Origin of the sequence: Rathayibacter sp. VKM Ac-2835, assembly GCF_013266705.1 — a bacterium.
Classification (GTDB): Bacteria; Actinomycetota; Actinomycetes; order Actinomycetales; family Microbacteriaceae; genus Rathayibacter.
This window is the reverse complement of sequence record NZ_JABSNQ010000002.1, coordinates 1153571-1171262: the sequence shown is the minus strand read 5'-3', so window position 1 is coordinate 1171262 and position 17692 is coordinate 1153571. Positions and strand designations below refer to the sequence as shown.

Sequence of the window (17692 nt, the reverse complement as noted above, 5' to 3'; positions counted from 1 at the left end):
ACGTTCGGAGTCGAACGACACGACGAAAACCGGTACAGGTATACTGCACCTGTACCGAATTCTCCTGACGAGAGGGCGAGCGTGGACGCCGCGACCGTGCCGGACCTGCTCGACTACCGCGGTCTGGCTGCGCAAGGCCTCACCCGATACGGCCTCGACGGCTTGATCCGGACGGGCGAGTTCGAGCGCATCGCTCCCGGCCTGTTCCTGCGATCGGGGCTCGCCGACGACACGACGGCGGCATGGATCGCGATCGCGGCGAAGAACGCGGACGCCACGCTGTGCCTGCTCACGGCGCTCTCGCTGCACGAGCTGACCGACGAGATCCCTTCTCGAAGCGACGTCGCTGTTCCACGCGGCGCTCAGACGGTCACCGTGCATCACGCCCTCCTCACCTGGCACCGGTTCGACGCCGGCACGTTCGGCGTCGGTCGCGGTGAGCACGCACTCCCCGGCGGGATGTCGATCGGCCTCTACTCGGCCGAGCGCACCCTGATCGACGTCTTCCGGCTGCGGCACGTCTGGGGCACTGACCTCGCGCTCGGCGCGCTCAAGCAGTGGCTCCGCAGGCGGGGCAGCAGCCCGGGTGCGCTGCTCGCGATGGCTGAGGACTTCCCGATGGCGCGTCCCGCACTCCAGCAGGCGCTGGAGGTTCTTCTGTGAGCCCTGGTCCGCAGCACGGCACCCCGGCGGGAGACGCGATTCTCGCCATCCGCGCCTTCGCCCGGCAGTCCGGCGCGGACGTGCAGGAGCTGATGACCTTGTACGCGCTCGAGGGGCTGCTGGCGCGGATCGCGCTCTCCGAGTACCGCGAGGACTTCGTTCTCAAGGGCGGTGTGCTGCTCGCCGCATTCGCTGCGCGCCGCCCGACGAAGGACATCGACCTCCAGGCGACCGGACTCGACGGTGACCCCGAGGAGGTCGCGGAGCGTGTTCGAGCGATCGCGGCGCTGGGGTGTCCCGACGGCCTCGTCTTCGACCCCTCCGCGGTCACCGCGACGACGATCCGCGACGAGGACGAGTACGCGGGCGTGCGAGTGAGACTGACCGCGCGGCTCGGCTCTGCGCGGTTGACCATCGGGATGGACGTGAACTTCGGCGACCCGATCTGGCCTGCGCCGCGCCTCATCGACCTGCCGCGCGTCGTTCCTCTCGGCCTCCCACCCGTGACAGTGCTCGGGTACCCGCTGACGATGGTGCTCGCCGAGAAGATCATCACTGCCGTCGACCGCGGTGTCGCCAATACTCGATGGCGCGATTTCGCAGACGTCTACGTGCTCACACGACTCCACTCGGTCGACGCAGGAGAGCTTCGCACCTCGATGACCGCTGTCGCCGAGTACCGCGAGGTCACGCTGGCGCCCCTCCTGCCCGCGCTCGCGCCTATGAGCGAACGAGCGCAGCAGAAGTACCGCGCCTGGCGTACCCGCTCGCACCGTGACGGCGAGCTCCCCGAGGCGTTCGGCGACCTGCTCGGCGCGGTCGCGCGCTTCACCGACCCGGTGCTGTCCGCCGCAGTGCCAGGTCGATGGAATCCTGTCGTCGCGACCTGGGAGTGACGGTGAGGCTTCGCTGCCGACCGGCGCGGGGATCCGGGACGACGAGGCTGCACGAGCCCGCGCTCGAGGTCGGTGTCGCCCGACGCGGTCAGGGGCCGGAGAACGCGACAGCGATCGCGCCGCTCGGGACGGAGGCGGCGGCGAGTGTGGCCGCGGCGCGGTCGGCGTCGCTCGTCAGGGTCACGGCGAGGTGGTCGGGGTCGGCGCGGAAGGCCGCGACGGGGACCGCGGACGAGATTGCTGTCCAGAGGCGCTCGGCGTCGTCGAGCCAGGGGCCCGGGGTGCCGCTCACCAGGAGCGAGCGGTCGGCGCTCTGGACGCTGACGTGCGGGGGCGAGGTCTCGGGGAGGAGCTCGGGGGCGCTCCGGGCGAGCGCGAAGGCGTCGGTGGCGGTCGCGCCGTCCGACAGGAAGAGGCTCAGCCCGCTGACGCGGTCCTCGCTGTCGTCGGCGGCGAGGGCGAGGGCCTCGACTCGCGGGTCGTCCCGGAGCGAGAGCGCGGCGGCGATCCGGCCGGACGTGAGGTCCTCGTCGCCGGACACGGGCAGAGTGAGGTCCTCGGCGTCGAGGAGGATCCGCACGTCGCCCGTCGGGCGCTTCGCGGCGAAGGCGGCCAACCGGTCGGCGAGGGACGCCACGTCGGCGTCGGAGAGGTCCTCCCGGGCGACGACCTCGGCGCTGACTCCGCCGGTGAAGGGCATGTCCTCGACCGTCGCGAGCTCGAGGTCGGCGACCGCGTCGTCGCTGCCGAAGGTGCGTGTGAAGTCGGCGCGGAAGGAGTCACCGCTGCAGCCGGCGAGCAGGAGTACGGCCGTCAGGACGACGGCGGCCCGGCCGAGCCCGCGCACCCTCCCCTGTCTCATCGGGCCAGCGTACGTCCGGACCGCGGAGTGCGCGGGGAGTGGACGGATCGCCCTCCGCGTGCTCGTCGAGCGAGGGGACGTCGATCCGGCGCGGAGGGTCCGGTGGGAGCCGTCGAGGCAGCCTTTGGTGACGGATCGATGCTGTGGCGAGTAGTCGGGGCCGGCACCCGCCGGCACGACGCCGTGCCGCCCGCATCGAGGGCGGGCGGCCCGGGTCGTCAGCTCGTCGAGGGGACGGCGCTGGGGTCGGCGGTCGCGGTCGGCTCGGCGGCCGAGGTCGACGCCACACCCCGGCCGAACGCCTGGCCCTGCAGGATCGCTCCGAGGTCGACGCCGGTCGCGGACTTGACGCTGTCGAACGTGGCCGAGAGGCTCGCCGCCTGCTCGCGGGCGATGTGCGTGGCCGCGGTGTCGCCGCCGATCAGGGTGATGGTGCCGACGTTCTGGTAGCCCTTCGCGAACTCCGCCATCAGGGACGGGAGCTGCCCGATCAGCTCGCGGCCCAGGATCGCCTCCTGGTTCTCGCGGAGCGCCTCCGCCTCGGCCTGGATCGCAGCCGCGCTCGCCTCACCCTTGGTGCGGATGGCCTCCGCCTCGGCGGAGGCGTTCGCGCGCAGGGCCTCGGCCTCGGCGCCGGCCTTGGCCCGCAGAGCGTGGGCCTCCGCCTCGGCGCGGGCACTCACTGCCGCCGCCTCGGCCGCGGCGGACGCCTGGCGGGCCTCCGCCTGGCGCTGGACGGCGTAGGCCTCGGCGTCGGACACCTGCTGCGCGACCTGGCGGTCGGTCTCGGCCTTCTTCGCGCGCCCGTAGGCGTCGGCGTCGGCCTCGGTCTGGCGCCGGTACTTCTCGGCGTCGGCCACGCGCTTGACGTCGGCATCGAGCTCGGCCTGCCGGTTCTCGGCGCGCTGGACGAGGACGGCCTGCTCGCGCTCGGCGCGGGCCAGGTTCTCGGCCTGCTCGGCCTCGGCGTTGGCGCGGCCGACCTCGGACTTCGAGGCGGCGGTGTTCTTGTCGAAGGCGGTCTGCTCGATCAGGTTCGCCTCGTCGGTGGCGAGCTGGCGGGCCTTGACCTCGCGGGCCGCGTTGATCCGGGCGACGTCGGCCTCGCGCCGGACGCGCTCGATCTCCTGGGCGCCGAGCGCCTCGATGTAGCCGTTGCGGTCGGTGACGCCCTGGATGGCGAAGGAGTCGAGGACGAGGCCCTGGGCGAGCAGGTCGCCCTTGATGCCCTCGGCGATCTCGTCGCCGAGCTTCTGGCGGTCCTGCATGACCTCCTCGACGCTGAGCTTCGCGACGACGCCGCGCAGCGCGCCCTCGAGCTGCTCGGTGGTGAAGACGTCGATCGACTGGTCCTGCGAGGCGAACCGCTCGGCGGCGGCGCGCACCTGATCCGGCGTGGAGCCGATCTTCACGAGGGCGACGCCCGCGAGGTGGATCGTGACGCCGTTCTTGGTCTGAGCGACCGGCTCCATCTTTATCTGCCGCGACCGCAGCGAGATGCGGTCGGAGCGCTGGGTCAGCTTGTTGACGAAGGCGCCGCCGCCGGTGATGACGGTCATGTTGGACGTCAGCCCGTCGTCGCCCTTCTGCTTCTTTCCGACGATCACGATGGCCTCGTCGGCCTGCGGGACCTGGTACCAGGCGCGGAAGATGAAGAAGCCGATGATGGCGAGCAGCAGCACGACACCGACGACGATGCCGGCGCCGACGACCCAGAGCAGATCAGAATTCATGGACGAGGGACCCCCTTCTCGGAACCCGCGCAGGGCGGGTTTCTGAGCGATGTACAGCTTCATCGTGGCACGGACGGGGTTCCCGGGCGTCGGCCGGACGGCGGATGCGTCGCCCTCCGCGCGGGACGAGCGCCGGTGCCCGGCGGGAGCACGCCGCGGCCGGAGCGCCGGGCGACGAGCGGGCGGAGATGCCATGATCACGGCAGGAGCGGATGCTGCAGGAACGATCACAGCGAGAGCGACGCGATGGCGGCGGTCTCAGCGAGAGGAGACTCAGCTGCGGGAGACGCCGGGAGGATCTGCCACTCTCGCGAGCAGTTCAGTGCTGGGGTACCTGGACTCGAACCAAGAACAACTGAACCAGAATCAGTCGTGTTGCCAATTACACCATACCCCAATGGTCATCCGGCGGTGAGGCCGGGACCAGGCGGCGACCGGAGTGGAACCCGGCGCCGAGAGACGACAGTACCCTACGGACGCACGCCGCTCAAATCGGCTCCGCGATCGTGCACGGCGAGGGCCTCCGACTCGGGGGCGGCCTCGCCGAGGCGGGCGCGGACGAGGTCGCGGTTGATCGCCGAGGCGACCTGCGCGCCGGAGCCGGCGGCGACGATCAGCTGCTGCGGGCCGGGCGCGGTGACCTCGCCGGCGGCGTAGAGGCCGGGGACGGAGGTGCGGCCGCCCGCGTCGACGCGGAGGAAGCCGTCGGGGTCGACCTCGGGGCCGGCCGGGTCGAGGTAGTCGAGGACAGGGACCCAGACCGGGCGGACGAAGGCGCCGGTGCGCGGGATCACGTCGCCGTCGGCGAGGGCGACGCCGGTCATCACGGCGCGCTCCCCCACCAGGTCGGCGACGGGGCGGCGCTCGATGCGGATGCCGATCGAGTTGAGCAGCGATTCGTCGGTGTCGCTGACCACGCCGACGCCGTTGGTGAAGACGATGAGGTCGGTCGACCACTGCGAGAGCAGCATGGCCCGCTCGGCGAGGTCGGCGGTCTCTCCGATCAGGGCGAGCGGCTCCCCCGCCTTCTCGTAGCCGTCGCACTCCATGCAGCTGTGCACGGCGGTGCCGTAGTAGGCGCGGAGGCTGGGCAGCGTCGGCAGGCGCTCGGAGAGGCCGCCCGCGACGACCACCGCCGTCGCGAGCACGGAGCGGTCGGCCGAGCCGCGGACGCCCTTCGCGGTGACGACGAACTCGCCGCCGGAGCGCTCGACGGAGGTGACCATCGCGTTGTGCACCTCCGCCTCCTCGTACTGCTCGAGCTCGGCGCGGCCGAGGCGGCGCAGCTCGAGCGGCGAGACGCCGTCGCGGGTGAGGAAGCCGTGCGAGTGCAGGGTCGCCGCGTTGCGCGGGCGGTTGCTGTCGAGCAGCAGCACGCTGCGGCGCGCGCGGACGAGGTTCAGCCCCGCCGAGAGCCCCGCGGGGCCGGCGCCGATGATGACGACGTCGTAGTGGCCGCCCTGCACCTCCGCCACGATCAGCTCCGAGTGTCGGCGAGGCGGGCGAGGCGGGCGATCGACTCGGACTTGCCGAGGATCTCCATCGACTCGAACAGCGGCGGCGAGACGCGGCGGCCCGAGATCGCGGTGCGCAGCGGCCCGTAGGCGATGCGGGGCTTGAGGCCCAGGTTCTCGATCAGCGCGCCGGCGAGCGCCTCCTGGATCGAGGCGGTCAGCCACTCCCCCTCGGGCACGAGCTCGAGGGCGCCGATCGACGCGGCGAGCACCTCGCCGGCGTTCGCGGGCAGGCCCTTCAGCGCGTCCTCGTCGTAGGCGAGGGTGTCGGCGGTGGTGAAGAGGAAGCCGAGCATGCCGGGCGCCTCGCCGAGCAGGCCGATGCGCTCCTGCACGAGCGGGGCGGCGGCGTCGAGGACGGCGCGCTGGTCGGCGGTCGGCTCGCCCGCGAGGACGCCGGCGGCGATCAGATAGGGGATCGTCCGCTCGGTGAAGTCGTCGACCGCGAGCAGGCGGATGTGGTCGCCGTTGATCGACTCGGCCTTCTTGAGGTCGAAGCGGGCCGGGTTGGGGTTCACGTCGGCGACGTCGAAGGCGGCGATCATCTCGTCGATCGAGAAGACGTCGCGGTCGTGGGTGAGCGACCAGCCGAGCAGGGCGAGGTAGTTGACCAGGCCCTCGGGGATGAAGCCGCGGTCGCGGTGGTGGAAGAGGTTGGCGGAGGGGTCGCGCTTGGAGAGCTTCTTGTTGCCCTCGCCCATCACGTACGGGAGGTGGCCGAAGCGCGGGACGAAGCTCGTCAGTCCGATGTCGATCAGCGCGTGGTACAGCGCGATCTGCCGCGCGGTGGAGGGCAGGATGTCCTCGCCGCGGAGGACGTGGGTGATCTGCATCAGCGCGTCGTCGACCGGGTTCACCAGGGTGTAGAGCGGCTGGCCGTTGGGGCGGACGACGACGAAGTCGCTGAAGGAGCCGGCCGGGAAGGTGATCTCGCCGCGGACGAGGTCGTCGAAGGAGAGGTCGGCGTCCGGGACGCGCAGGCGGAGCGCCGGGCTGCGGCCCTCGGCGCGGAAGGCGGCGCGCTGCTCCTCGGTGAGGTCGCGGTCGAAGTTGTCGTAGCCGTGCTGCTTGGCGCGACCGGCCGCCTCGTTGCGGGCGTCGATCTCCTCCGCGTTCGAGTAGCTCTCGTAGAGGTGGCCGGAGGCGAGCAGGCGCTGGACGACGTCGGTGTAGACGTCGCTGCGCTCGGACTGGCGGTAGGGGCCGTGCGGGCCGCCGACGCCGACGCCCTCGTCCCAATCGAGCTTCAGCCAGCGGAGCGCGTCGATGAGCTGCTCGTAGCTCTCCTCGCTGTCGCGCGCCGCGTCGGTGTCCTCGATGCGGAAGACGAAGGTGCCTCCCGTGTGCCGCGCGTACGCCCAGTTGAACAGGGCCGTGCGGATGAGGCCGACGTGCGGCGTCCCGGTCGGGGACGGGCAGAAGCGGACGCGGACGTCGCTCCCGGTCGCGGTCGTGAACGGGTGCGCGTCGTGGGCGCGATCGGAGGGCGGGGTGAGCTCAGACATACGGAGCGATTCTAGCGGCGGGGCGGGGAGGGGCGCCCGGACTGGACAGGGGGCTGCTCGGGCGTCGGTCGGGCCGCGGGATCCGATCCGGCTCGCGAGCGGCCGGAGCTCTTAGCGCGAAGCAGTGCTCCGCGTCAACGGACTTCTCGAACGGGAGGAGCAGTGGTGGCCTGTGCTCACTGCTTCTCCCCGGGGCCGCTCGACGACGAGCGCGTCGCACCCTGCCGCCCCGGACGCGCCAGCATGCCCGGAAAGGGGTCCCGATGAGCACGGTCGTTCTCGACACCGCCCTCTCACCGCTCGCCCCTGCGACCGACTCGCTGAGCGGGCCCGCCTCGCCGCGCGAGGAGAAGGACGCCCGCACGCTCTCCCTCTTCCACGCGGCGGCCGGCGCCGACGACGCCGAGGGGGCGCGGATCCGCGAGCGCATCGTGCTCGACCACCTCGGGCTGGCCGAGGCGATGGCGAACCGGGTGTCCCGCGGCGGCGGCGATCGCGCGGACCTCCGGCAGGTCGCCTACGTCGGGCTGGTCAAGGCCGCCCGCCGCTTCACCCCGGAGCGCGGCGACAGCTTCGCCGCCTTCGCCGTGCCCACCATCACCGGCGAGCTCAAGCGCCACCTCCGCGATCTCGGCTGGATGATCCGCCCGCCGCGCGGGGTGCAGGAGCTGCACCGCCGCTCCTCCGTCGTCGCCGACGAGCTCGCGCAGGAGCTCGGCCGCCACCCCAGCGACCGGGAGATCGCCCGCCGGCTCGGGGTCGAGCCGTCCGAGGTGGCCGACGCGCGCTCCGCCGGGCACCCGCTCTCGCTCGACGAGACGGTCGGCGAGACCGGCGTGCGGCTGGGCGAGACGCTCGGCGGCGAGGACGAGGACCTCGCGGCCATCGACCGCCGGCACGGCCTCGCCCAGGCACTCGCCGAGCTCGAGAACGGCCAGCGCGAGCTGCTCCGGATGCGCTTCGTCGAGGAGATGACGCAGCAGCAGATCGCCGACGCGCTCGGCACCACGCAGATGCAGGTCTCGCGGCTGCAGCGCCGGATCCTCGCGCAGCTCGCCGACCGCCTCGGCGCCCCGTCGCGCAGTCATCAGCCGACGAGCCGCGCGCGGGTCGCGTCGGTCGCCGTGGTCACGCCCGTCCACCCTGCGGCGCGGCTGCGGACCGCCTGAGGTGCGCGTCGGCGCGCGACGGCAGAGCGGCGAGCGCGTCGAGGACGTGCTCGGTCCGCACCGCGAGCAGCGCCGGGTCGGGCTCGGACGAGAAGACGTCACCGCGGCGCAGCGACGCGTCGGTCAGCACAGTGTGCGGCCCGCTGACCGGCGGGCCCCAGGCCTCGGGCGGCGCCGGTCCGAAGATCACGACCGACGGGATGCCGTAGGCGGAGGCGAGGTGCGCGGCGCCGGTGTCGACCGTGACGAGCACCTCGGCCGCGGCGACGACCGCGGCGAACTCCGACAGGTCGATCGCCCCGGCGAGCACCTCGCCGGTGCCGGCCCGCTCGGCGACGCGACGGGCACGGTCGGCCTCGTTCGCGCCTCCGGTGTAGACGACGCGGTGGCCCTCGCGGGCCAGCGACTGCGCGACCGCGGCGAAGCGCTCCTCCGGCCACTCGCGCGAGCCGTAGAACGCGCCGATGTGCACGATCGCGGCGCCGTCGACGGGGGCGGGCACGTCCGGGACCGCGATGCCGACGTCCTCGGGGTCGGCGTCGAGGCCGATCGAGTTGACCAGCCGGGCCCAGCGCGCGCGCTCCAGCTCGCCGTCGAGCCAGAGCGGGCGGGGGTCGTCGTGGCTCGCGTCGGGATCGAGGGCGGGCACGCGGAACTCGAGGCGGCGCTCGGGCTCGAGCGCGATCAGGGCGTCGCGGGACTCCGGGCCGTTGCCGTGCAGGTTGACGGCCAGCTCGACGCGGCCGGGCGCGACCGGCAGCGGATCGTCCAGCCCGCGCAGGGTCGGCACGAGGGCGTCGAGTCCGTCGATCAGGTCGACGATCGGCTCCAGCCAGGGCGTCGTCGCGAGGATCAGCCGGTGCTCGGGGAACCCGCGGCGCAGGGCCTTCAGAGCGGGGACGGCCACGAGGATGTCGCCGAGCTTGAGGGCTCGCAGCGCGAGGATCTCCGGGGTTCCGTCCGGGGCGGTGAGAGCGCGCACGGCGCCTCCTTCCTGTCGGAGGTCCCGTACCCCGCTCCGGCGACCTCAGACGCGCGGATCTCCGGCGAGCCGGGCGGCGGACGGCGGTCAGGCCCCGACGCGCCCGAGCGGACGACTTCTCCTCCCCCGCGTTTGGAACCCCGATCAGGGGGGTACGAGGGAGAGGTGAACGACTCGATCCAGACGGGCTCGGCGCACCGCACCGCGGAGGACGCCGCCGCCCCGCGTGCCCCCCGCCTGCGCGGGATCCTCTTCGACCGCGACGCGACGCTCGTGGTCGACGTGCCCTACAACGGCGATCCGGCGCTGGTCGAGCCGATGCCCACCGCGCTGGACGCGGTCGAGCGGGCCCGCGAGGCCGGACTCGCCCTCGGCGTCGTGACGAACCAGTCGGGCATCGCCCGCGGCATCATCGACCGCGCGCAGGCCGACGCGGTGAACCGCCGGGTGGACGAGCTGTTCGGCGGCTTCGACGCCTGGATGCTCTGCCCGCACGGCCCCGAGGACGGCTGCGGCTGCCGCAAGCCCGCGCCGGGCATGGTGCTCGACGCCGCGGAGTCCCTCGGACTGCCCGCCGACTCCCTCGCGGTGATCGGCGACATCGGCGCCGACGTCGGCGCGGCGGCGGCGGCCGGCGCCCGCGGCGTCCTCGTGCCGACCCCGATCACCCGGGCCGAGGAGGTGGCCGCGGCACCGCTGCGCGCGGCGACGCTCCTCGAGGCGGTCGAGCTGCTGCTGGCGATGCAGCCGGACGAGGACTCCGAGTGACCCGCCGCGTGCTGGTGGCCCGGCTCGACAGCGCAGGCGACGTGCTGCTCTGCGGCCCCGCCGTGCGGGCGATCGCCGCCGACGCCGAGGTGCTGCTGCTCGCCGGTCCGCAGGGGGCGCCCGCCGCGGCGCTGCTGCCGGGGCCGGTGGCCGTGCGCACCTGGTCCTGCCCGTGGATCGGCGACGCCTCGCAGCCGGTCGACGCCGCGCTCGTCGCGGAGCTGCGCGCCATCGTCGAGGAGTTCGCCCCGGACGAAGCCGTGATCCTCACCTCCTTCCACCAGTCGCCGCTGCCGCTGGCCCTGCTGCTGCGCCTGGCCGGCGTCGCGCGGATCTCCGGCGCCTCCGTCGACTTCGCGGGCGCCCTGCTCGACGTGCGGCTCGTCCCCGGCGAGACGCTCGAGGAGGACCAGCCCGAGCCGGAGCGCGCGCTCGCCATCGCGGCGGCCGCGGGCTTCGCGCTGCCCGAGGGCGACGACGGGCTGCTGCGGGTGGATCGCGGCGGCGCTCTGCCCGCCGCGCTCGAGGGCGTCGGACCGTACGTGGTCGTGCACCCCGGAGCGGCCGTGCCCGCGCGCGCCTGGCCGGCCGAGAACGCGGCGCGCGCCGTCGAGCTGCTCGCCGATTCCGGAGTCGCGGTCGCCGTCACCGGCGGGCCGGGCGAGCGCGCGCTGACCGCCCTCGTCGCAGGAACCCGCGGCATCGACCTCGGCGGCGCCACCGACTTCGCCGGTGCGGCCGAGGTGCTCGCCCGCGCCGAGGTCGTGATCAGCGGCAACACCGGGCCGGCGCACCTCGCGGCGGCCGTCGGCACGCCGGTGGTCAGCCTGTTCGCGCCCGTCGTCCCGGCGATCCGCTGGGCGCCGTACGGCGTGCCGGTGGCGCTGCTCGGCGATCAGACCGCGGCCTGCGCCGGCTCGCGCGCCCGCGTCTGCCCCGTCCCCGGCCACCCCTGCCTCGCGGGGGTGAGCGCCGAGGAGGCGGTCGCCGCCGCCCACCGGCTCCGCGCGCTCCCGCGCCGCGACTCGACGACATCGACCACGACACCCACGGAGGCGCTCGCATGAGGATCCTGCTCTGGCACGTGCACGGCGGCTGGGCGGACGCGTTCGTCCGCGGCTCCCACGAGTACCTGCTCCCGACGACCCCCGCCCGCGACGGCTGGGGCCTGGGCACCGGCGGCCGCGACTGGCCGCGCACGATCGAGATCGCCCCGGAGGAGCTGCGCGACGCCGACGTCGACGTCGTCCTCCTCCAGCGTCCCGAGGAGCTCGCCGAGGCGGAGCGCCTGCTCGGCCGGCGGCTCGGCCGCGACGTCCCGGCGGTCTACGTCGAGCACAACACGCCCCGCGGCGACGTGCCGGACAACCGCCACCCGCTCGCCGACCGCGACGACCTCCTCCTCGTCCACGTCACGCACTTCAACGCGCTGATGTGGGACACCGGATCGACGCGCACCACGGTGATCGAGCACGGGATCAACGACCCCGGCCCCCTCTACACCGGCGAGCTGGCGCGCTTCGGCGTGGTCATCAACGAGCCGGTGCGCCGGCAGCGGGTGACCGGCACCGATCTGCTGCCGCGCTTCGCCGCGGTCGCTCCGCTGGACGTCTTCGGGATGAAGACCGAGGGCCTCGCCGGGACGCCCGGCCTGCCCGCGGACCGCCTCGAGGTCCTCGGCGACGTGAAGACCGGCGCGATGCACGCGGAGCTCGCCCGCCGCCGCGTCTACCTGCACCCGTTCCGCTGGACCTCGCTCGGCCTCGCGCTGCTCGAGGCGATGCACCTGGGGATGCCGGTCGTCGCGCTCGAGACCACCGAGGCCGGCCGCGCCGTGCCGCCCGAGGCGGGCGCGATCTCGAACGACCTGGACGCACTGGCCGCCGCCGCCCGCGCGCTGATCGAGGACCCGGAGCGCGCCGCCGTCGCCGGAGCGGTCGCCCGCGAGGCCGTGCTCGCCCGCTACAGCCTCGGCCGCTTCCAGCGCGACTGGGACGAGCTGCTCGGCGACCTCACCCGCAGCCGGCCCGCCCGGCGCGACCTGTCCGCTGCCGGAACCGCCGGAACCCGCGAAGGGAGCTCCCTGTGACCTCGACCCGTCCCCTCTCGATCGCGATGGTCTCCGAGCACGCCAGCCCGCTGGCGACGCTCGGCGGCGTCGACGCCGGCGGCCAGAACGTGCACGTCGCCGCGCTCGCCGACGCGCTCGCGCGCCGCGGCCACCGCGTCACCGTCTACACGCGGCGCGACGACGCCTCCCTCCCCCGCCGGGTGCCCTTCACCTCCGGCGTCGAGGTCGTGCACATCGACGCGGGCCCGGCCAGCAAGGTGTCCAAGGACGAGCTGCTGCCGTTCATGGGCGACTTCGCCGTCGACCTCGCGAACGACTGGCTCGATTCCCGCCCCGACCTGGTGCACAGCCACTTCTGGATGTCCGGGGTCGCCGCGCTCGACGCGTCCGAGCGGGTGGAGCGGGCGACCGGGCGCCGCGTCCCGGTCTTCCACACCTTCCACGCGCTCGGCGTGGTGAAGCGCCGCCAGCAGGGCGCGCTCGACACCAGCCCCGAGGAGCGCGCCTGGCTCGAGCCGGGCGTCGGCCAGCGCGCGGACGGCGTCGTCGCCACCTGCTCCGACGAGGCTTTCGAACTGAAGGGCCTCGGCGTGCCGACCGCGCGCATCTCGGTGGTGCCCTGCGGTGTGGACCTCGAGCGCTTCACGCCCGACGGACCCGTCGCCGAGCGCACCGGGCGGGTGCGCCTGATGAGCATCGGCCGCCTCGTGCCCCGCAAGGGCATGGGCCACGCGATCGAGGCGCTCGCCCGCCTGGTCGCCGACGGCTGCGACGCCGAGCTGGTCGTCGTCGGCGGCTCCGGCTCGGGCGACGCGCTCATCGCCGACCCGGAGTACCAGCGCCTGCACGGCGTCGCCGAGGGCCTCGGAGTCGCCGACCGCGTCGTCTTCGCCGGCCAGCTCTCGCAGACCGAGATGCCGGCGATGCTCCGCTCCGCCGACATCGTGATCTGCGCGCCCTGGTACGAGCCGTTCGGCATCACCCCGCTGGAGGCGATGGCCTGCGGCGTGCCGGTGGTCGCCTCCTCCGTCGGCGGGCTGATCGACACGGTCGTCGAGGACGTCACCGGCGTGCACGTGCCGCCGCGCGACCCCGAGGCCCTCGCCGCGGCCCTCGCCGCGCTGATCGCCGACCCCGAGCGCGCCCGCACCTACGGAGCCGCCGGCCGCGCCCGCGTCGAGTCCCGCTACTCCTGGGACCGCGTCGCCGCGGACACCGAGCGCGCCTACCTGACCACCCTCGCCGGACTCGGCGACGGCGGTGCCGCCATGAGCGGCACCGCTCGCACCTCCCTCTCCTCCACCCCCCGGAAGGCGGCCCCGCGCAGATGAGCATCGACACCGTTCTGGACACCCCGACGGACACGCCGTCCGACACCTCGACGGACGCCGCCCGGCGCCTCGTCGACGACCACGTCGCCCGCGCGCTCGACGTCGTCGCGCAGCTGGAGCGGCACTCCGACCGGATCGTCGCCTGGGGCGTCGAGCTGGCGGACCGCCTGCACACCGGCGCCCGGCTGCTCGCGGCCGGCAACGGCGGCTCGGCCGCGGAGGCGCAGCACCTCACCGCCGAGCTGGTCGGCCGCTTCGACGGCGATCGCATCCCGTTCTCCGCGATCTCGCTGCACTCCGAGACCTCGAGCCTCACCGCGATCGGCAACGACTACGGCTTCGACCACGTCTTCGCCCGCCAGGTCACCGCGCACGCCCGCGCCGGCGACGTCGTCGTGCTGCTCTCGACCAGCGGCCGCAGCGCCAACCTGCTGCACGCGGCCGAGGCGGCCCGTGCGGCCGGCGCCCGCACCTGGGCGCTCACCGGCGACGGACCCAACCCGCTGACCGAGGCCTGCGACGAGTCGATCGCGCTCGAGGGCCACGGCTCGAACGTGCAGGAGGCGCAGCTCGTGCTGGTGCACGCGCTCTGCCGGGCGTTCGAGCACCGGATCCGCGTGCGGACGGGAGCGGCCGCGTGAGCCGCCTGCGGATCGCCGTGGTCGGCGACGTGATGCTCGACGTCGACCTCTCCGGGCCGGCCGAGCGGCTGAGCCCCGACGCGCCGGTGCCCGTGGTCGACGTGTCGACCCGCGGAGTGCGCGCCGGCGGCGCCGGGCTCGTGGCGCGGATGCTCGCCCGCGACGGGCACGACGTCGTGCTGGTGACGGCGCTGGCCGATGCGGCCGATTCCGACGCCGCCGAACTGCTCGCCGCGCTCGACGGTGTGCGCGTGGTGGCCGGGCCCTCCGGTGCGCCGACCCCCGTGAAGACGCGCGTCGCGGCCTCCGGTCAGGCGGTCGTCCGCTTCGACCGCGGCTGCGAGCGCCCGCCGGTGCCGACCGTGACCGAGGAGATGCTCGCCGCGCTCGGCGAGGTCGACGCGGTCGTCGTCGCGGACTACGGCCGCCGGCTCACCGAGGACGCCCCGCTCCGCGCCGCCCTCGACGCGCTGACGGTGCCGCTGGTCTGGGATCCGCACCCGCGTGGGACCGCTCCCGTCGCCGGGACGACGCTCGCGACGCCGAACCTCGGCGAGGCGACGGGCTTCTCCGGGGCCTCCGGCCGCGGCGTCACCCTCGCCGAGACCGCGGCGACGACGCTGCTCGAGCGCTGGGGCTGCGGCGCGGTCGCCGTGACGATGGGCTCCGGCGGCGCCCTGGTCCGCTCGCGCGGCGCCGGCGTCCCGGTGGTGCACCCGGCCGCTCCCGTCCCGCCGACCGACCCGTGCGGAGCAGGCGACCGCTTCGCCGCCTCCGCCGCCGTCGCGCTGGCCGGCGGCGCCACCCCGTCCGAGGCGGTCGGCGCGGCCGTCGCCGCCGCCGGGGCCTACCTGCTCGCGGGGGGCGTCGCCTCGCTCGCCGCTCCCGCCGACACCGCCGCCCTGCACGGGGCCTCGGGAGTGGACGCGCTGCGCGTCGCCGAGGCTGTCCGCGGCGCCGGCGGCACCGTCGTCGCGACCGGCGGCTGCTTCGACCTGCTGCACGCCGGTCACGCCCGCACCCTCTCGGCCGCCCGGGCGCTCGGCGACTGCCTGATCGTCTGCCTGAACTCGGACGACTCGGTCCGGCGGCTCAAGGGACCGGCCCGGCCGATCATCCCCGAGGACGACCGGGTCGACCTGCTGCTCGCTCTCGAGTGCGTCGACGCCGTGCTCGTCTTCGGCGAGGACACCCCCGACGAGGCGCTGCGCCGCATCCGCCCGGACGTCTGGGTGAAGGGCGGCGACTACTCCGCCGAATCGCTGCCCGAGACCGCGACGGTCGCCGAGTGGGGCGGCCGCGTCCTGACGGTGCCGTACCACGCCGGCCGCTCGACCACCCATCTCGCCGCCGCGCTCGCGCGCGTCGGCTGACCGCTGTCGGCTCCGGCCGATCATCACCCGGCCGGCCCCGCCGACCGCCGCCCCACCACGTCGGCCCCGCCGACGACGAGGATCCTGGAAGGGACACCCATGACCACCACCCCCACCCCCATCGGCCGCGTCCTGATCACCGGAGGCGCCTCCGGACTCGGAGCCGCCGTCGCGGCCGCCGTCACGGCCGCGGGCGGCACCCCGATCGTCCTCGACCGCGACGTCTCGAACGTGCAGGAGGGCGTCGCCGCCTACCAGGTGGACGTCGCCAAGACCCGCGAGGCCGAGAAGGCCGTCGTCGAGATCGCCCGCGAGCACGGCGGCCTCGACGCCGTCGTCACCGCGGCCGGCATCGACCGCTGCGGCCGCCTCGTCGACGTCGACCCGGAGGAGTGGGAGCGCGTGATCTCGGTCAACCTGCTCGGCACCGCGGCCGTCGTCCGCGCCGCACTGCCCTTCCTCACCGAGACCCACGGCCGCGTCGTCACCGTCGCGTCCTCGCTCGCGATCAAGGCCGTCTCGGACGCCACCGCCTACTGCGCGTCGAAGTTCGGCGTGCTCGGCTTCACCCGCGCTCTCGCGGCCGAGACCAAGGGCGAGATCGGCGTCACCACGCTGATCCCCTCCGGCATGAAGACCCGCTTCTTCGACGACCGCGACGCCCAGTACAAGCCGGGCCCCGACGCGCTCCTCAACGACCCGGAGAACGTCGCGAACGCCGTCATGTTCGTCCTCGGCCAGCCCCGCGGCTGCGAGGTCCGCGAACTCGTCATCACCCACGAGGAGGAGCCGTCCTGGCCGTGAGCCGCTGACGCCTGACGCGTCCGCCCCCCTCCGCGAGATGCCACTTGAGTACGCACGCCTCGGCGTGTCGCGTACTCAAGTGGCATCTCGCGGTTGAGGGTCGTCAGCGGGTCGAGGCGAGGACGCCGCGGACGTCCTCGAGGACGCGGGCGACGGGGACGTCGTCGACGAAGGACAGCTCGTGCTCGCAGCGCTCGGCCGTCCAGCCGACCTGGGTGACGTCGACGTCGCAGACCGGGCAGCGGACGGTCCAGCTGAGCTGGAGGCGGTGGCGCTGCCGGCCGAGCGGCTGCGCGTTGATCGCGTTGCCGACCCAGAAGACGCCGACCGTCGGCGCGCCGACCGCCGCCGCGAGGTGCCGCGGACCACTGTCGTTGCCGAGCACGAGGTCCGCGAGCGAGAGCAGCGGAGCGAGGTCCGGCAGCTCGACCGCGTCCGCCCAGGACACCGCGCCGGGGGCGGCCGCGACGATCGCGTCGGCCGCGCGCGCGTCGGAGGCGTCGCCCACGACGAGCACGCGCGCCCCGTCGGCCAGCAGCGCGCGGGCCACCTCGGCGAAGTTCGCGGAGCTCCAGCGGCGCCGCACGTCGGTCGCGCCCGGGTGGATCAGCACCAGCGGTCCGCCGGCGGGCAGCGCGGCGGCGAGCCGGTCTCGGCGCTCCGGGTCGACCTGCAGTGACGGCTCGAGCCGCACCGCCGGGGCCCCGGCGAGCCCGACGATCTCGAGCGCACGCAGCATCTCGTGCTGGTAGTAGACGTAGGGGATCGTGCGCTCGAGCTCGAGCGCGTCGTCGGTGCGCGAGCCGATCGTGTGCCGCGCGCCGAGCCGCTGCAGGAACGGGTTGGAGTAGCGGCCGCCGCCGTGCAGCTGCACCGCGAGATCGAAGCGCCGCGCGCGCATCCGCTCGGTGAAGTCCTCGACGACCCTCGGGTCCTCGCCCTCGCCGTCGCGGACGCCCTGCGCCACCGGCAGGATCTCGACGTCGGTCACCGGCGACTCCACGCCCTGGAGCAGCACGCGGTGCGCCGGAGTGCCGAGCAGCACGATCTCGGCGCCCGGGTAGGCGGCGGCGAGCGCGTCGACGGCGGGCAGCGCGAACAGCAGATCGCCGAGTCCGCCGCCGCGCAGGACGGCGATCCTCTCGACTCCGTCGAAGCGGTCTCGGAGCGGGGCGATGGCGACCACGGGCGTTCCTCTCGGTGGGGCGGAGCCGCGCGCGGGCGGTTCCGGGGAAGGGGCACTCCTCCACTTCCCCGTCGAGGGCGATCCGAAACCGTCGGCGATCGGTACGAGACCGTCGCAGCGGGCCGAGAAGCCCTCCGACCTGCCCTACTGAGGACGGCGGGTCTCGATACGCCCCTGCGGGGCTACTCGACCGA

General features: G+C 74.4%; 16 protein-coding genes and 1 tRNA gene. 10 read left to right on the top strand and 7 right to left on the bottom strand.

What is annotated here, in order from left to right; translation table 11 throughout:
• The first annotated feature begins 81 nt into the window (after window positions 1-81).
• Window positions 82-663, top strand: coding sequence for a hypothetical protein (locus tag HRK28_RS13190; RefSeq protein WP_160090322.1), 582 nt, complete (start codon window positions 82-84; stop codon window positions 661-663).
• Complete coding sequence (locus HRK28_RS13185) at window positions 660-1559, top strand: nucleotidyl transferase AbiEii/AbiGii toxin family protein (protein WP_367948420.1); 900 nt, start codon at window positions 660-662, stop codon at window positions 1557-1559. The genes HRK28_RS13190 and HRK28_RS13185 overlap by 4 nt, the downstream gene beginning before the upstream one ends.
• 88 nt (window positions 1560-1647) lie before the next feature.
• Here HRK28_RS13185 and HRK28_RS13180 read toward each other — a convergent pair whose 3' ends face one another.
• The 5 genes from HRK28_RS13180 to gltX form a co-directional block, all read right to left on the bottom strand.
• On the bottom strand, window positions 1648-2421 hold the full coding sequence (locus HRK28_RS13180; protein WP_173251880.1) for a hypothetical protein: 774 nt from the start codon (window positions 2419-2421) through the stop codon (window positions 1648-1650).
• Window positions 2422-2639: 218 nt separating this feature from the next.
• Window positions 2640-4154 (bottom strand): SPFH domain-containing protein, encoded by a 1515-nt coding sequence (locus tag HRK28_RS13175; protein ID WP_173251879.1) that lies wholly within the window; start codon window positions 4152-4154, stop codon window positions 2640-2642.
• Window positions 4155-4479: 325 nt separating this feature from the next.
• Window positions 4480-4551: transfer RNA gene (locus HRK28_RS13170), tRNA-Gln, on the bottom strand.
• Between the two features lie 73 nt (window positions 4552-4624).
• Window positions 4625-5620 carry an NAD(P)/FAD-dependent oxidoreductase gene (locus HRK28_RS13165; protein WP_160091390.1) on the bottom strand — a complete coding sequence of 332 codons (996 nt, stop codon included), beginning with the start codon at window positions 5618-5620 and terminating at the stop codon, window positions 4625-4627.
• An 11-nt stretch (window positions 5621-5631) separates the two neighbouring features.
• Window positions 5632-7173 carry a glutamate--tRNA ligase gene (gene gltX, locus HRK28_RS13160; RefSeq protein ID WP_173251878.1) on the bottom strand — a complete coding sequence of 514 codons (1542 nt, stop codon included), beginning with the start codon at window positions 7171-7173 and terminating at the stop codon, window positions 5632-5634.
• 263 nt (window positions 7174-7436) lie between these two features.
• On the opposite strand from gltX, the gene HRK28_RS13155 reads away from it, so the two are divergent.
• Entirely contained in the window at window positions 7437-8342 is a 906-nt protein-coding gene (locus HRK28_RS13155) for a sigma-70 family RNA polymerase sigma factor (RefSeq protein WP_173251877.1), read from the top strand.
• Here the strand turns inward: HRK28_RS13155 and HRK28_RS13150 are convergent.
• A complete protein-coding gene (locus tag HRK28_RS13150; RefSeq protein WP_173251876.1) occupies window positions 8302-9324 on the bottom strand; it encodes a glycosyltransferase family 9 protein in 1023 nt (340 codons plus the stop codon). The genes HRK28_RS13155 and HRK28_RS13150 overlap by 41 nt on opposite strands.
• A gap of 165 nt (window positions 9325-9489) precedes the next feature.
• Between HRK28_RS13150 and HRK28_RS13145 the strand changes: the two genes are divergently transcribed.
• From HRK28_RS13145 to HRK28_RS13115, 7 genes are all read left to right on the top strand, one after another.
• The gene (locus HRK28_RS13145; RefSeq protein ID WP_367948419.1) at window positions 9490-10092 is read left to right on the top strand and encodes an HAD family hydrolase; all 603 of its coding nucleotides are present in this window, start codon (window positions 9490-9492) and stop codon (window positions 10090-10092) included.
• Window positions 10089-11159, top strand: coding sequence for a glycosyltransferase family 9 protein (locus HRK28_RS13140; RefSeq protein ID WP_367948418.1), 1071 nt, complete (start codon window positions 10089-10091; stop codon window positions 11157-11159). The genes HRK28_RS13145 and HRK28_RS13140 overlap by 4 nt, the downstream gene beginning before the upstream one ends.
• Window positions 11156-12181, top strand: coding sequence for a glycosyltransferase (locus HRK28_RS13135; protein WP_173251874.1), 1026 nt, complete (start codon window positions 11156-11158; stop codon window positions 12179-12181). Before HRK28_RS13140 ends, HRK28_RS13135 begins: the two co-directional genes overlap by 4 nt.
• A gap of 26 nt (window positions 12182-12207) precedes the next feature.
• The gene (locus HRK28_RS13130; protein WP_173252015.1) at window positions 12208-13494 is read left to right on the top strand and encodes a glycosyltransferase; all 1287 of its coding nucleotides are present in this window, start codon (window positions 12208-12210) and stop codon (window positions 13492-13494) included.
• On the top strand, window positions 13491-14135 hold the full coding sequence (locus HRK28_RS13125; protein ID WP_173251873.1) for an SIS domain-containing protein: 645 nt from the start codon (window positions 13491-13493) through the stop codon (window positions 14133-14135). Before HRK28_RS13130 ends, HRK28_RS13125 begins: the two co-directional genes overlap by 4 nt.
• Window positions 14136-14140: 5 nt before the next feature.
• Complete coding sequence (locus HRK28_RS13120) at window positions 14141-15508, top strand: PfkB family carbohydrate kinase (protein WP_173252014.1); 1368 nt, start codon at window positions 14141-14143, stop codon at window positions 15506-15508.
• 99 nt (window positions 15509-15607) lie between these two features.
• Window positions 15608-16312 (top strand): SDR family oxidoreductase, encoded by a 705-nt coding sequence (locus HRK28_RS13115; RefSeq protein WP_127887118.1) that lies wholly within the window; start codon window positions 15608-15610, stop codon window positions 16310-16312.
• A gap of 103 nt (window positions 16313-16415) precedes the next feature.
• Here the strand turns inward: HRK28_RS13115 and HRK28_RS13110 are convergent, their stop codons facing one another.
• Complete coding sequence (locus HRK28_RS13110) at window positions 16416-17498, bottom strand: glycosyltransferase family 9 protein (protein ID WP_173251872.1); 1083 nt, start codon at window positions 17496-17498, stop codon at window positions 16416-16418.
• Between the last annotated feature and the right edge of the window lie 194 nt (window positions 17499-17692).